Consider the following 15,789-nt stretch of genomic DNA (forward strand, 5'->3'; position numbering starts at 1 on the left):
TTTATAGCTATGTTAATTTATGTTGTATGTAATATTATCAATACAAATACACGTTAACAATTACATAATATTTGGCTAATGCTCGCATTATACCGGAGGGGTTTCTTTGCGGAAAATTTAAAATTTGATGAAAGCCCTCCTCACCTTTTTAAGTTTTATCACCCTAAGCTATGCCTCGTTGGCAGGAACTATAAAAGGTGTGGTAAACGATAAGCGCACCGGCGAACAACTGGTTGGTGCCACCGTAACCCTCAAAAACAAAACCACCGGTACCAAGCGCTACACCAGCGTAGCCTTAGATGGTTCGTACGCTTTTAAAGATGTTGCCGTTGGCAGCTACGAAGTAGAAGCTAAGTATGTAGCCTACAAAGAGGATGATAAAGACGTACAGGTAACAGGTGGCGGTATAATAACCGTAAACTTTAGCCTCGAAAGCAAATCGCGCGACCTTGGCGAAGTAAGGGTAACCGCAAAAGGCGGCCGCGAGAGCGACCAAAGCGCCCGCCGCGCCGAGCAACGCTCAGATAGGGTGTTGAACGCCGTATCTGCCCGCAGCATTGAAACCTCTCCGGATATAACTATTGCCAACGTTACGCAGCGTATTTCGGGTGTGTCGGTGGAGCGCAGTAGCAACGGCGAGGCACAATATGCCATCATTCGTGGTATGCCGCAGCGTTACCAGTATACGTTGATAGATGGTATAAAAATACCAAGCCCGAGCAATACCAACCGCTACGTACCGCTGGATATTTTCCCGGCAGACATTGTTGACCGTTTGGAAGTATACAAGTCACTAACACCAAGCCAGGAAGGAGACGCAATTGGTGGTGCCATTAACTTAGCATTGAAGGATGCCCCTGAAGACTTCACCCTGCGTGTGAATGTAGGTACCGGTTATGCCGAAAACTTCTTTAATAACAGCTTCACCAAATTTGACCATAGCGCAAGCTTAAACCGATCGCCACGTAGTACAAATGGCAATAGCTACGTAGCTACACTGAAAGATTTCCCAACCAACCCTTTTAACTACGGCAGCAAAAAAGTGCCATTGGCCAGCATATTGGGCCTTAGCATTGGTGGCCGCAGTGCCGATAAAAAGTTTGGTGCCTTGTTGGCCGCCAGCTACCAAAACACCTACCGCGAAACCAACAGCTTGTTTTTTAACACACAGGTTAACTTAACCAATAACGAGCCACAGGTAGAAGATTTCTCGCGCCGCCAGTATAGCATACAGCAGCAGCGTGCATCGTTAATTGGTAAATTGGATTACCGCTTCAATTCGGCCAATAAATTAACGCTGAATGGTTCGTACATTAACCTTACCCAAAACCAATACAGGTTTACTTCGGATACCAGCTTTTTGGGCCGTACCGCAGTAGGCAATGGCCGCGTTACGCAAAGCTACCGCAGCTACCGCGCTATCCAGAAAATATACAATACTAACTTACAGGGCGACCACCAGCTTGCACCTTGGGTGCGCTTCAACTGGATGGCCGTATACTCAAAAGCTATAGCCAACGAACCCGACCGCGCACAGATAAACCTGAACACCGGCCTTACTGCCCAGCCCGATGGTTCGGTGCAGCAGCAGCCAACCCGTTTTGATGGCTTGCAATCGGTAGTACACACCTTCAGTTATAACTCTGATGAGGATAAAACAGGTTATGCCAACCTGATATTCTCGCCAAAATTGTTCGGTACTAATGTAGAGCTGAGCACCGGCGGTATGTACCGCGATAAACAGCGCCGCAGCGATTATGATGCTTACTCGTTACGTGTAAGCGGTAATACTGCACAGGAGTTTACCGGCGATATCAACCAAAACACCTTCGAAGTATTTAACGGGCAGGGTACAGCTGATAACGCCCTCAACTATTCGTTCAGCGAAAAAATTGGTGCAGCTTACGGCCAGTTCAAATTCACTGTGGGTAAATTGCAAACCATTGGTGGTTTACGTTACGAGCATACCAGCCAGGCATACCAAACCAGTGCATCAAATGTATTGGCAGGCACCAGCGGCGATAATAAATATTACGACCTGCTGCCAAGCCTTGCTTTTAAATACATGCTGAGCAGTAAAGAGAATTTGCGTTTAACTTATTACTCGGCCATTAGCCGCCCTAACTTTTACGAGATAGTGCCGCATACATCGGGCGATGCCGATGCCGACGAATACATGGAAGTAGGCAACCCTTACCTGAAACGTACCACTGCCGAAAACTTCGACCTGCGTTACGAGTTGTTCCCTAAAGGTTTCGACCAATTGTTGGTAGGTGTTTTCTATAAAGAATTGAAGAACCCTATAGAAGCTGCCTTAGTGCGCCAGCAGAACGGTACAGGTGGTACAAGCACCAACATTGTGTTGCAACCGCAAAACTTTGGTACGGCACATAACTACGGTTTCGAGTTGGAGGGTACTAAATACGTAGGCAGAGTTGGTGTACGTTTAAATTACACTTTCACCAATTCTAACATCACCACAAGCAAACTATACGCCTACCGCGACGACAATGGTTTTGTAACTAACCGTTTAGAGAACCAAACCCGCCCGCTGCAGGGCCAGTCTAAACACATTGGTAACTTCTCGTTCCTGTATAAGGATACCAAAGCAGGTTTAGATGCGCAATTATCGATGGTGTATACCGGCTCACGCATTAACCTGGTATCGGGTTATTTGGATAACGATGTATGGCAGAAAAGCTTCACCACATTGGATTTCTCTACCGAGAAAAGGTTGTTTAAAAACCTGTATGGTTACTTTAAAGCAACCAACCTGCTGAACACGCCTTTCGAACTGGAGATAAAAAGGCCATACCCAACAAGCGTAACCGTTTCTTCGGAGTTTCAGAAAGCGGGCGAAAACGCATTTGTGCGCCGCGACAACTACAACCGCTACTATTTATTGGGCCTACGTTACAGATTATAATATACCACAACGATGAAAGCATTAAAATTATTAATTCCCGCGTTTTGCAGTATGTTATTGCTTAACGCCTGCCACAAGGCAGAAACCCTGAATATATCAAAAGCCGTTATACAGGTAAGTAAGCCTATCACTAACGAAAACCTGGAAGGTGCGGTAAAGGGGACGCTGCTTGCCGGCAAAACTTATTACTTCAAATCAGACATTACCATAAACGATGGCGATACCCTGCAAATGCAGGCAGGCGTAAAACTTATTGCCATTGGCGATGGTAAAACGGCCGAAACCAGCCCCGAGATCATAAACCACGGTACTTTCATCAGCCTGGGGACTAAGGATGCGCCAAACTACATCACGGTGCAAAACTATGCAGATATTCACACGCAGGCTGCCGGTGGCGATTTCACAAACGTATTTAAAGGCTACTGGGGTGGCATAGTATGCTCACCATCGGCAGCTACGCCAACCAATGCTTCGCCTAACGGTGGCGACCTGATACTGAAATGGACACACCTGGAAATGGCGGGCGGCCCATCGGGCAGTAATAACGACCCGGCTATTTACGCAGCCGGTGACCCTCGCTACATCATCTACTTCGGTAATATCAAACACAACTTCATCATCGAAGATTCGTGGGTGTTTGGTAGCAAGGATGATGCTATCCGCGTAGTAGGTGGTAAAATAAGCGTAATGCGCAACACCTTCGAGCTTTGCGGCCAAGGTGGCGGCGAGTTCTTCAACATGAAGAGCGGTACCGTTGGCGATATTGCCTATAACCTGTTAATAGGTGCTGCAACCAACGCTTTAAAAGCATCAGATTCGGGTAGCTCGGGTACGCAAACAAACGTGAGTATGTATAACAATACCATGGTTAACTGCGGTTTCCGCCAAACCAAATCGGGCCGTGGCGGCTCTATCAACTTTGAGAAGGCTGCACGTGGCATGATATACAACAACCTGATTGTTAATTGCCGCTTTGGTACCCGTTTTGTAAGCGATGCCGATATTGCCAACATCAAATACAATAACCAATTGTACTATGGCTCATCTGCCGGTATTGTTGGCCAGTTTTTATCATCAGACGGTGTTGCTGCATTCCAATCGGCAGATATACATTCGGCTACCCCGAAAGAAAACGCACCGCTGTTTATAAGCTACGATGTAAACCAGTACGATTATGTTGCTAACCCCGGTCCATTAACGGTTGCCAAACAAACTGCGGCTACTGTATTAGTAGGTGCTAACAACTTTAGGCTGCAAACTGGCTCGCCTGCTGTGGGTAAAGGCAAAACAGATTTTGCACCTTTTGGCTTTGTAACCGCTACCGGCGACCTTGGTGCCAACATTACTTTACCCGGTAAAGACCTTGGCGCATACCAGGTAGATGGTACCGGTAACCAGCACTAATTAATGGTTTAATACTATTAACAAATATAAGGATTGGCTTTTACGGGCCGATCCTTATATATTTATACGCAATTTTACCCCTATGCCTAAGTTATTGTTAACCCTTTTGCTGCTTTCGGCGGCATCGTTTACTGTGCGCGCCCAGCAATGCGATGGCGATTTTTTGGGCACTAAAACCCTTTACACCGCCCCGCCCGCAGCTTCCGTTAAAATTCCGGATGGGTATAAGCCTGTGTTTATTAACTATGTAGGCAGGCATGGTGCAAGGCACCTTACCAAGGCACCATCAGTTAGCTATTTGTATAAAATATTGGCAAGTGCCGATAGTGCCAAAGCCTTAACCCCGATTGGGCAAAGCCTGCGTAAAATGGTGCTCTTGCTTGATAAGGTAGAGAAGGGCAATACCAAATCCATCTCTGCCGAAGGAGCTACCGAACTGATGGGCATAGCACAGCGCCTTTATCAGAACAACAGCGCTGTATTTGCCGATAAACCTAAAATTGCGGTATCGGTAACCAAAGAGATCCGCACCCGCCAAAGTGCCGATGCCTTCATGAAAGGGCTGCAACCATTGCTAAAGAACCTTACTGTTATTGAAAAAGGCATTAACGATACCACCCTGCGCTTTTACGATTTGGCACCCGCCTACCTCGAATTTGAAAAGAGTGGTAGCTGGATGAAGATAGTTGCCGACCTGAAAGAATACCTCAGCATAAAAGAAACCAACGAAAAGGTTACTACGCGTTTTTTTACCCCCGAGTTTACTAAAGCGATGAAACCCGCCGACAAGAATACTTTTGTTGACGATCTGTTTGGCTTTGCAACCATTGTATATTCGCTTCAGCAGGAAATAAAACAAGCCGGCTTTAACATACAGGACCTCAACTTCCAGGGATTTTTTACTTGCGGCGAACTGGCCTCGCTTAGCAGGATAGATGTTGCCGAAGATTTCTTTCTGAAAGGCCCCGGTACCGATATCAATGGCATACAGGTGAAAATTGCGGCTCCGCTACTTGCCGATTTTATAAAGACAACAGACGAATACATCAAAAACAAAAAAATAAACGCTAACCTGCGTTTTTCGCACGCCGAAACTATTGCGCCTTTTGCCGCCCTCCTGAATATGAACACCACTAACCAGGTGGGCACCTATATTCAGCTTATCAACAAAAAATGGGAATCGGCAAAGGTGATACCGCTTAGCGCCAATATACAGTGGGTATTGTATAAAAACGATGCGGGCAAATATTTACTACGCTGCCTGCTTAACGAAAAGGATGCCAATATCCCCGGGCTAAAGGCTGCCAGCCCCAATTTTTACACTTGGGATGAGGTTAAAAAGTATTACCTGCAAAGGCTAAAGGCCATTGGTGCCAACCCCGCAGGCAATATGCTGCAATACCTAAAAACGGTAAAGTAGCCGGCGCTTAATTGCTAATGCGGTAAATTCTGCCTTTGGGCATATCGGTAAGGGCGTAAAGCGCACCATCGGGCCCTTGTATTACCTTACGCATGCGCTGCCCTTCCGTTGCAAGCAGGCGTTCTTCGCCAACAACTTTGTTATTACTTATTACCAGCCTGATAATGTGCCTTCCCTTTAGCGCAGCAACAAAAAGGTTGTTTTTCCATTCGGGTACAAGGGTACCGGTATAAAATGCTATAGCGCTTGGCGCAATGGCAGGGTCCCAGTAATAAATGGGTTGTACCATCCCGCTTTGTTGGGTGCCATTGCCAACTGTTGTGCCAATAAGCGGGCCGCTGTTTTCCAATCCGTAGGCAATTACAGGCCAGCCATAGTTTGCACCACGTTTTATCAGGTTTATTTCGTCACCAGCCATGGGGCCATGTTCTGCTTCCCATAGTTCGCCGGTAGCGGGGTTAAATGCCAGTCCTTGCGGGTCGCGGTGCCCTAACGACCATAACTCGGGTATTACTCCTGCTTGCCCCGAAAACGGGTTTCCGGGTGCTGCACTGCCATCTTTTTTTATACGTACTATTTTACCTAAAGGAGAATCCATTGCCTGTGCCTTTATGCGTATACCATCATCGTAACGCTCGCCAAAACAAGCAAACAGGTAGCCGTTTTTATCAAACAACAACTGCGAGCCGGGGTGCTGCACACCAGTGTACGATGGGGTAGCGCGATAGATAATGGTTACATCTTCAAAAGTGGTTTCATCAGCCGATAGTTTGGCCCGGGCAATGCTGGTTATAAAATCGGTTGCCGTTAATGGCTCCACAAACGACCAAAACACCAGCCTTGTAGTGGCAAAGTCGGGATCGAGCACAATATCCTGCAGCCCGCTGTCGCTTCGGTACTTTACGGCGGGTACTCCGTTTATTTTGTTGCCGATAGCCCCGGAAGCGGTAACAATACGTATGTTGCCGGGTTTTTCGGTAACCAGCATCCGCCCATCAGGCAAAAACGCCATCGACCATGGGTACGAAAGATCGGAGGTTAGGATTTTTACGTTAAGCGGAGTTGTAGTTTGTACCGAACCAACCCGTGTTTGAAAAGGGAACGATGGTATTTGTTCAGGAGCAACTTTTGGCAAGGTTTCTACCGGCGGTAATAACGATACAGGTATTTCTTCCGGTGGAGGATCAACTTGCACCCGGTCTAACTTTTTTGCACAAGAAGACATAATGACAATAGCACAGCATCCAACAATAACATCCGCAAATTTCATCATGTGAGGTATAGGAGTTTAGTATTGCCAATTTAAGCAATTTCTCCGGAATTAATTCAGAATTTCTCCAAAATTAACCCGCTAACTTACGAATGATGAGTGCTTTCCGCTCTTGCCAGTTCATTTAATTCTTTAAGATTGGTGTCAATTGGGTGTTGTTTTAGCAGCCTTGCAAAGAACAATAGGTTAGCCACCGTATAACGCAAGGTTTGGTTGGTAAAGTAATGCTGTTCGCCGCCTGCCTCTACATAATCTTTCCCCCGGCCGGCAAGCCCTACCCAATAGGCATTCACGTTAGGAGGGATAGTGAAGCCAAACTCTTGCATGGCCCACAATATTTGTGCTGCGCAGGAGTGCGCCCCATCTTCGTTGCCGGTTATTAAGCAGCCGGCTACTTTGTTATAGGTAAAGTACTGCCCGGTTTCTTCATCTGCTTTATCCTTTTCATGAAATATAGCATCAAGCCTTTCAATTACCCGCTGCGCAGTTGATGCCAGCCGTCCCATCCATATTGGCGTAGCCAAAATGAAAATATTGCAGGTGCGTATCTTCTCTAATAAAATGGGCCATTCATCGCCGTTGCCCATATCGCTTTCGGTGCCGGGCAAAACGTTATGGTCTACCAACCGCAGTACCTCCGTTTCGGCACCCTGCTCCTGTAGTTGGGTAATCGCTTTATTGATGAGCGCTTCGGTATTCGAAAACTCCGGCGAAGGCTTTAAAGTACAATTCAGAATAAATGCTTTCATAAAAAAGGCAAGCTGTTTTAATTTCAACAGCCTGCCTTCAAATATGTTGCGGGGAATTACAATTAAGCCATGCGCCCGGCTTTTTCTACCAGGTTTTTAACGGCAGTAGTTCCGGCATAATCGTCAAGGTATTTGGCATCCTTGGTATACATTTTAAACAGGCCGCCTTCGTATTCAATACTTATCCAGCCTTTAAAGCCCGAGGTTTTAATAATCTTCATCATCTTGTAGAAATCGGTTTCGGGGTCGTCACCATTCTCGGCAAAATAGTGCGATTTGGCGTGCACGCCTTTTGCAAAGGGCATCAGTTCGGTCATGCCTTTATACTTATCGTATTCTTCCAAACATTTGGTAGCCATATAGCCGGCAATATCATTAGTTGCAGGCTTGGTGCGGTTGATACAGAAGTTTCCAAAATCGGCCAGCACGCCACAGTGTTTATTGTTCACCTGTTTCATTACATCGGCCAGCCATGCGCCATTGCACGATATACCCACGTGGTTTTCTACAATAACATCAACATTGCTCTTCCTGCCATATTCTATCAGTTTGCCCAGGCTGTCAACCGCCGCAGTAGCTACTGCCTTAGGGTCGCCGTCGCCTTCTAAGTTTACGCGTATCATGGGGCAGCCAAGGGTGGCGGCGGCATCTATCCATTTATAGTGGTTCTCTACGGCTTTAAGGCGGGTTGCCTCGGTAAGGTCGCCCAGTATGCCTTCGCCATCAATCATAATGCGCAGGTTGTAGCTGCCGTTATCGGCGGCGCGTTGTTTCAAGTCGGCAAGGTATTTTGCATCTTTGGCTTTATCGGCAAAAAACATCGAGCAGTAATCGAGTCCGCTTATGCCAAGTTCTTTTGCTTTCGCCGCAAAATCCAAAGCGTTCAGCTTGCCTGTCCAAAATTGGCTGGCGAACGAGAATTGCGACACGGCAACTTTAAAAAACAAATCTTTGCCCGTGTTGGCGTACAAATATTCGGGCACACTGGCGGCAAGCCCAATGCCGGCGGCACCCATAGCGGCCTGCCTGATAAAATCTCTGCGATTGGTTTTCATGATATTGGCTTATTGATAATTGGTTTATGAAATTGAAGGTAGACACAATATTTTATTATTTAGTAAATTTCACTAAATAAATTTAAAATACGTTTTTTTATCAGGGAATGTTAATTTTAACCCGATGGTACGGCAAGAGCAAATAGAAGATTTTATACTGAACGGGCATAAGGAGTATATTCCGCACGTATCGTTAGATTGTGCCATATTCGGCTATCACGAACAGCAGCTGAAGCTTTTGCTCATCAAACACAAAGCGATAGATGGCTGGTGCCTGCCCGGCGGCTACATTAAGCGAACGGAAAAACTTGTTGAAGCCGCCGCGCGAAACGTGAGAGAGCGCACTGGTATAGATAACCTGTTTTTGCAGCAATTTAAAACCTTTGGTGACCCGAACCGCGCCCGTTTTGAGGAGTTTGACGAGGAACGATGGTACGAGGCGACAGGCGTACGCGTAACGCGCGATAACTGGCTGATAGACCAAACTATCTCCATCGGCTTTTATTCGATAACCGATTTTTCGCGCACTACTTTACAGCCTGATGTAATGAGTGTAGAGTGCGAGTGGTTTGATATAGATGCCCTGCCACCGCTGGAATTTGACCATGATGAGATGGTGCAGGAAGCCCTGCATACCATGCGCATACACCTGTACCATTACCCCATTGGCTACAATATGCTGCCTGAGAAATTTACGCTTACCGAGATACACGCCCTTTACGAAACCCTGCTTGGCAAAAAACTTGATATCAGTAATTTCCCCAAAAAACTTATAGCGCTTGGCTTGCTCACCAAGCTTGACGAAAAGCGTAGCATTGGCCCGCACCGCTCACCACATTTGTATAAATTCGATAAGGAACGGTACGATGAAGCCTTGAAAAACGGGGTAGTGTTAAGTTAATAAACCAAACTTGTTGCCTCAATTTCCCCTTTATTAGCATCGCCCGGCTCTATCATGTAAATATGTAAAGGCGTTTGCCTTACCCTGCTGCCGGGTGTTTGCACGGGTGCCTGGTAAATGTATTTCACTTTTATTTTGTGCAGGCCTTCGGCTAATGGTAACATGTATTCGGTTTCGGTTATCTTTTCGCCATCTATAAAAAGCTGGGTATCGGTGTATGAGGCCTGCGAGAAGTTATAGGCGCCATCGGTGGGGATATCGATGTAGCCATCGTAAACCACCCCAAAGTAAGGGTTGTCTTTCTTTAACGGTTCGGCGTTCAGCTTATCAGTAGTTGCCGAATCGGTGAGGGCAACATAGTCCAGTTGATCCGGCGAGGTGAAGCGCCCTTTCACCATTTTATATTTCAGCCCTTTTTTGCCATTGGTGTACACGGTTGCAGGTATCAGCGGACGGTTATACATCAGCACGCGGGTTGCAATACTGCGGCGGCCTGTGGGGGTTATTACTCGGGCTTTAAACTCGCGCTTTTCGCCTGCCGGGATGGTGATGGTAACCGGCGAGGTATATTCCCAATCGGTATCCAGCGGGTCGCGGCCGTTTAGGGTGTAATAGATGCGTGCACCCGGAACGACCGAACTCGGTGTATAGGTAAACTTAGGGCCAAACACAATGGTATCTATCACCGCAGACGGCGTTGGCACCCTGTAGTTATAGCCCATACTCTCCAATTTATCGAAATGCCCGGCGAGCCTCACATTGGCAAAGTTATCGTAGTTTTTGTTCTCAGGTTTACTCCAGGCTACTTCCGATAAGGCGAACAATCGTGGGAATATCTGGTACTGTAGCTTAGCCATGGTGGGTACGTACTCTGTCCACAAGTTGCCCTGGGTGCCTATCACATATTTGCGTTCATCCTGCGCTAATTGTTTCGATACCGGGTCGTAATCGTAAGTTTCCTTCAGCACCGCATAGCGCCCGAACGATACAGGCTCTTGAGGCGAGCCGCTTTGGTAATGGTCGAAATAGTTGCCGGTGGTTTGCGGCGTCATGATAACATTGTGGTGCTGGCGCGCAGCGGCAATACCGCCATCTTCGCCGGTCCAGCTCATTACGGTAGCATTAGGTGCCAGGCCGCCTTCTAATATCTCATCCCAGCCAATAATGCTGCGGCCTTTGCTATTGATGAATTTCTCCATCCGCTGGATGAAATAACTTTGTACTTCCTTTTCATCCTTTAGCCCTTTTTCTTTCATGAGGCTTTGCACAAAGGCCGATTCTTTCCAGGGCTGTTTATTAGCCTCGTCGCCGCCTATGTGTATGTACTTGCTGGGGAACAAGTCCATCACCTCGGTAAGTACGTTTTGCAAAAAATTAAATGTTTCTTCGGTAGGGCAGTAGAGGCCATTGATGCTACGGGGTGGATTATTAGGGTCGGCAGGTTCGCAGCGCAGTTCGGGGTAGGCGCGCAGGGCAGCATCCGAGTGGGCGGGCATCTCAATTTCGGGCACTACGTTAATGTAGCGGTCGGCCGCAAATTTTACCACATCGCGTATCTGGTCCTGTGTGTAAAAGCCGCCATAGCTTAGGCTGTCGGGCCAGTCGCGGTTATTGCCATACATGGTTTGCAGGCGAAAGCCGCCCACATCGGTAAGTTTGGGGTATTTTTTTATTTGGATGCGCCAGCCCTGCCCATCAACCAAATGCCAGTGGAAGGTATTCAGCTTGTAAGCAGCCAGTACGTCTATCACCTGTTTTACCTGCTCTACGGTAAAAAAGTGGCGCGATACATCCAGCATCATCCCGCGATAGCCAAACCTTGGTGCATCTTCTATAGTTACGCAGGGCAATTTGCTGCTCGCCCCGGCTTCAACAGGGAACAACTGTATAAGCGTTTGCAGTCCGTAGAACAAGCCGGCGCCTTTGCCTATGATGGTTATCTTTTTTGGAGTGATGGTAAGTTTGTAGCCTTCTGCAGGCAGCTTATCGGCACCAACCGAAGTAAGTACCAAGCCTGTTGCGGGTTTGGCCTTGTGGTTGTATTTAGATATTTTATTGTTAAGATGGCGGTTATCCTTCAAAAAGCTTTTCAGGAAAAGGATGGTTTTGTCCTTCGGCTTATCTGTCTTTATTAAGGTTTGCCCGCTAAAGGTAAATGTGCCCGATGCTTTTTTTACCGATGCCGGCGCCGGTATAATGCCCAGGTATGGGTCGGCAGCAGGTGTTTGTGCTTTGGTAGATAGTGTTGACGCTATGAGTGTAAAGAGCAGTAATGCCGCTTGCAGGCGCAAAGTTTTAGTATTCATTACGAGGGAGATGTGGTTGCCCGGCTAATTTAATGATTAAAAAAGCATTAGCGCAATATGGTAATGTAACCTGTTTGTGGCTTTCGGCCATCAGTTCGCAAATCGATGATATAATAGTAAACGCCCGCGGGCAGTTGCTTGCCGCCGGAGGTGCCATCCCAAGGTTTTTTGTAGCCTACCGAATGGAAAACCTGCAGCCCGTACCGGTTATAAACATTAACCCGTGCCTGCGGGAAAGCAGGCAGGAAGGTAAGCGCCCAGGTATCGTTCACCCCGTCGGCATTTGGCGTAAAGGTGTTGGGTACATTCATACTTTGGGCAACACTAACGGTTACTTCAGCCGAGTTTTCGCACCCGCTGGTACCCACAACAGTTAGCGTGTACACGGTTGTTTCCTCCGGGTTTGCCAAAGGGGTTTTAACTGTGGCATCGCTCAACCCCGTAGCCGGCGACCAGCGATAACTTGTAATATTACCCGTAATAACAGGCTCTATCTGTACGGCCTTGCCATCAATAGCTACAAAGCCTTTGTTAAACGTAATAGTTGGCGATGGGGTAATTTGAATAATAATAGGGTCGCTTATGCCTACCGGCGGGACGGTACATTCGCGTGTTGCGGTTAACCGGCAGGTAATGCGGTCGCCGTTTTCAAGGTTGTTTGCACTATAGGTTTTGCCTTCGCCAACTTTGGTATCATTACGGTACCAGTCGTAACGGGGCACTAACCCTTCATCGGTACCGGTTGCGGTAAAGCTAATAAGCGTACCTGCACAAACAGCTACCTGGGTGTCGCTGGTTATTTCAACTTTTGGGTTAAGGGGCGGCTCCACCGTAACGGGGATGGGCACTGTGGTAGTGCAGCCCGTGGCATCGGTAAGGGTTAAATTGTAGGTACCGCTGGCCCTGAAAGTATTGGTAGGCCCTATGGGCGTTTCGCCGCCATCCCAAACATACTTTTCCCATCCGCCCGCCGTAACGGTTGTAGATCCGCAATCGCTCACGCGTATTAGCGTAGGGTAGGGCGGGCTTATGGTAACCTGTTGGTTAAGCGTAGTTTGGCATCCATTGGCAGTGGTGATGGTGACGGTATACAAGCCACCTACTATAAAAGTATTAACCGCACTGGTTGGCGATTCGCCGCCATTCCACAAATAGGCTACACCTCCGCTTGCTGTCAGGGTAACTCTTTCGCAACTGAGCGGGTTGCCTGTTATGCTTACCCCGGAGTTTGCTATTTCAACAGTTTTGGAAACGGTAGCGCTGCAGCCATTAGCATCGGTAGCAAAAAGCGTATAGGTGCCGCTGGTGGTAAAGGTATTAGTGGCATTGGTTGGCGTCAGCCCGCCGCTCCACAAGTAGTAAGTTGCTCCGCTTGCCGTTAGGGTAACCTGGTCGCAACCTTTTGTATTACCGGTTATGGTAAGGGTGGGAGCTTCAATAGTAATGGTTTTTGATGCAGAAGCTGTGCAGCCATCGGCATTAGTTACCAATACGGTATATGTACCGCTTTGAGTAAAAGTATTACTTGCCGAATTGGGTGTATTGCCGCCATCCCAAAGGTAAGTTTGCCCGCCGCTTGCCGTAAGCGTTAGGCTGCCGCAGCCGGTGGAGTTGCCGGTAATGGTTGCCCCAAGTGTTACTTCCTGCTCGGCGTAGGAGGTGCAGCCATTTTCCTGGGTTATTATTACCGAATATTTGCCGCTGGTGGTGAAAGTGTTTTCGCGTTCGGTTGGCGTTAGCCCGCCATTCCATTGGTAAGTTTGCCCCGGGCTTGCCGCAATGGTAATACTATTACAACTTGTTGCAACAGTGGTTAAGTAGGCTTGTGGCGAGGTGGCAACAGGTAATGCAAAGCCACGACCGTAAAAGTTACTGCAGCCGTTGGCATCGGTAACAGCTACGGCATAAAACCCGCTTTGGTAAACATGGTTTATTTGTGATGTTGGCGAATCGCCGCCGCCATACCATTTGTATGATACGCCATTGCCGCCCACGGCTTTGAAATTAGATACGCCGCAAGGGCCCGATGTATACTCTATATCAACCGGTGAAGTTACCGGGGCTAAGCCCCAGGTAATGTTCGAATAAAATTCTTCATTATCAGAGCCGATATCAATGCACTCGAACTCGCCGGGGAACAGAACGATCGCGAAACCTTCATGCCCCGTAAGTTTCGAGTCGTGGTTGTACGTCATGCCGCCACCGTCGTATAAAACTATGTAGGGGGCCGAAAAATTTAATGCAGTAGTATTATTGCCAACATCGCTGCCGAGCGACGATATCAGCATCACCGGGTTGGTTACCTTGCGCGAGAAACAAACGGTACTGCGTCCTCGCTGCCCGCTGCCCCAGGTAGTTTGTGGCACCATGCCATTTGGCGCCGGATAAGGCGATGCATCAAATTTAGCACGGTTAAAAATATCTGTTTTGCCGGCAAAATACGAAGTAAGGGTTACCCTTACATTACCTGTCGACGTTGCTATTTCACCCTCAGCCACATTACTGTTAATATTGCCCCAGGTAGCCCAATCGATACCGCAGTTTGCAGCAGGCATAGTTTTTAAAAGTTTAAGGCTATCGGCAGTTGCAGGTACGGCTAATACTTTTGTTGCTAAAGACAACAACAAGCAGTAAAATATAAGAAGTGAACGCTTTTTCAAAAACAGGTTATTAGGCCGCTTGAAGATACATTTTTTTTCGTCTCATGAAACTTAAATATTATCCCGCCTAATTGCCTAAATTGCACGCCTCAATTTCTGAATGTAATATGCTGGATATTTGCTGTATTGGCCACATCACCCTCGATAAAGTTGTAACTCCGCGTGCTGTAATGCACATGGCCGGTGGCACTGCCTTTTACTTTTCGCATGCTATGCGCCATATGGATGTAAAGTATGGCTTGGTTACGGCCCTCGCCAAAACCGAAATGCAAAGTGTTACTGATCTGCGCGAATTGGGCATTGAAGTAAAAGCCCTCGATAGCAAGCATACCGTATACTTTGAAAATATTTACGAGGAGAACCAGGACAACCGCACCCAGCGCGTATTACAAAAAGCCGATGCTTTTAGCGTGGCCGACCTTGCTGATACCGAAGCAGTGATATTCCACCTGGGGCCTTTGCTGGCAGATGATATCCCAACCGAATTGATCAAAAACCTGTTTGGCCGGGGCAATGTGTCCTGCGATGCACAGGGCTACCTGCGCGAGGTAATAGAAAAAGGCGTACATGCTATTGACTGGGCCGACAAAAAAGAAGCCCTGCAATACATCGACGTATTGAAAGTGAACGAGCACGAATTGGAAGTACTCACCGGCATTGCCGATATACGCGAAGGAGCCAAAGTATTAGCCGAATGGGGCGTTAAAGAAGTGGTAGTAACCTTGGGCAGCATGGGCTCAGTAATATTATACGATAGCGAGTTTTACGAAATACCCGCCTACAAACCTACCGAGGTAGTTGATGCCACCGGTTGCGGCGATACCTATATGGCTGGCTACTTATACCGCCGCATAAAAGGTGATGCCGTGCCCGATGCCGGTAAATTTGCCTCGGCCATGGCGGGGCTGAAAATAGAGAAGGCTGGTCCATTCACCGGCACTGCAGAAGAAGTGCGGGAGATGATGAAGAGGTAAGGAAGGGTAAGGGCACGCGGCAGAACCATACGATGCATTATTTTAGTGCCAGGCGCTTGTTGTATTGCTGCAATACCGCAATTACGCACTTCTCGGTAAGGTTTTAACTATTAAGCCCCTTTCA

At 47.6% G+C, this 15,789-nt stretch carries 10 protein-coding genes; 5 read left to right on the forward strand and 5 right to left on the reverse strand.

Going from position 1 to position 15,789, the window contains the following annotated elements; all coding sequences use genetic code 11:
• The first annotated feature begins 127 nt into the window (after positions 1-127).
• The 3 genes from BC343_RS08590 to BC343_RS08600 all read left to right on the forward strand — a co-directional run bounded on the left by BC343_RS08590 (position 128) and on the right by BC343_RS08600 (position 5,750).
• Positions 128-2,926: a TonB-dependent receptor gene (locus BC343_RS08590; protein ID WP_078347364.1), complete on the forward strand. Its 2,799-nt coding sequence runs from the start codon at positions 128-130 to the stop codon at positions 2,924-2,926.
• 12 nt (positions 2,927-2,938) lie between these two features.
• The gene (locus BC343_RS08595) at positions 2,939-4,330 is read left to right on the forward strand and encodes a hypothetical protein (protein ID WP_143822114.1); all 1,392 of its coding nucleotides are present in this window, start codon (positions 2,939-2,941) and stop codon (positions 4,328-4,330) included.
• An 82-nt stretch (positions 4,331-4,412) separates the two neighbouring features.
• Positions 4,413-5,750 carry a histidine-type phosphatase gene (locus BC343_RS08600; RefSeq protein WP_078347366.1) on the forward strand — a complete coding sequence of 446 codons (1,338 nt, stop codon included), beginning with the start codon at positions 4,413-4,415 and terminating at the stop codon, positions 5,748-5,750.
• Between the two features lie 7 nt (positions 5,751-5,757).
• Here the strand turns inward: BC343_RS08600 and BC343_RS08605 are convergent, their stop codons facing one another.
• From BC343_RS08605 to BC343_RS08615, 3 genes are all read right to left on the reverse strand, one after another.
• On the reverse strand, positions 5,758-7,023 hold the full coding sequence (locus BC343_RS08605; protein WP_202909751.1) for a PQQ-dependent sugar dehydrogenase: 1,266 nt from the start codon (positions 7,021-7,023) through the stop codon (positions 5,758-5,760).
• A gap of 83 nt (positions 7,024-7,106) precedes the next feature.
• Complete coding sequence (locus BC343_RS08610) at positions 7,107-7,769, reverse strand: flavodoxin family protein (RefSeq protein ID WP_078347448.1); 663 nt, start codon at positions 7,767-7,769, stop codon at positions 7,107-7,109.
• 62 nt (positions 7,770-7,831) lie between these two features.
• On the reverse strand, positions 7,832-8,824 hold the full coding sequence (locus BC343_RS08615) for a sugar phosphate isomerase/epimerase family protein (RefSeq protein ID WP_078347367.1): 993 nt from the start codon (positions 8,822-8,824) through the stop codon (positions 7,832-7,834).
• A gap of 124 nt (positions 8,825-8,948) precedes the next feature.
• Between BC343_RS08615 and BC343_RS08620 the strand changes: the two genes are divergently transcribed.
• On the forward strand, positions 8,949-9,725 hold the full coding sequence (locus tag BC343_RS08620) for an NUDIX hydrolase (protein WP_078347368.1): 777 nt from the start codon (positions 8,949-8,951) through the stop codon (positions 9,723-9,725).
• Here the strand turns inward: BC343_RS08620 and BC343_RS08625 are convergent.
• A complete protein-coding gene (locus BC343_RS08625; protein WP_078347369.1) occupies positions 9,722-12,031 on the reverse strand; it encodes a family 20 glycosylhydrolase in 2,310 nt (769 codons plus the stop codon). The two genes, BC343_RS08620 and BC343_RS08625, sit on opposite strands and share 4 nt — an antisense overlap.
• 47 nt (positions 12,032-12,078) lie before the next feature.
• Positions 12,079-14,652 carry a gliding motility-associated C-terminal domain-containing protein gene (locus BC343_RS08630; RefSeq protein WP_143822115.1) on the reverse strand — a complete coding sequence of 858 codons (2,574 nt, stop codon included), beginning with the start codon at positions 14,650-14,652 and terminating at the stop codon, positions 12,079-12,081.
• A gap of 119 nt (positions 14,653-14,771) precedes the next feature.
• Between BC343_RS08630 and BC343_RS08635 the strand changes: the two genes are divergently transcribed.
• On the forward strand, positions 14,772-15,665 hold the full coding sequence (locus tag BC343_RS08635) for a PfkB family carbohydrate kinase (RefSeq protein ID WP_238381731.1): 894 nt from the start codon (positions 14,772-14,774) through the stop codon (positions 15,663-15,665).
• The last annotated feature ends 124 nt before the right edge of the window (positions 15,666-15,789 follow it).

The sequence above is a fragment of the Mucilaginibacter pedocola genome, assembly GCF_002013915.1.
Classification (GTDB): Bacteria; Bacteroidota; Bacteroidia; order Sphingobacteriales; family Sphingobacteriaceae; genus Mucilaginibacter; species Mucilaginibacter pedocola.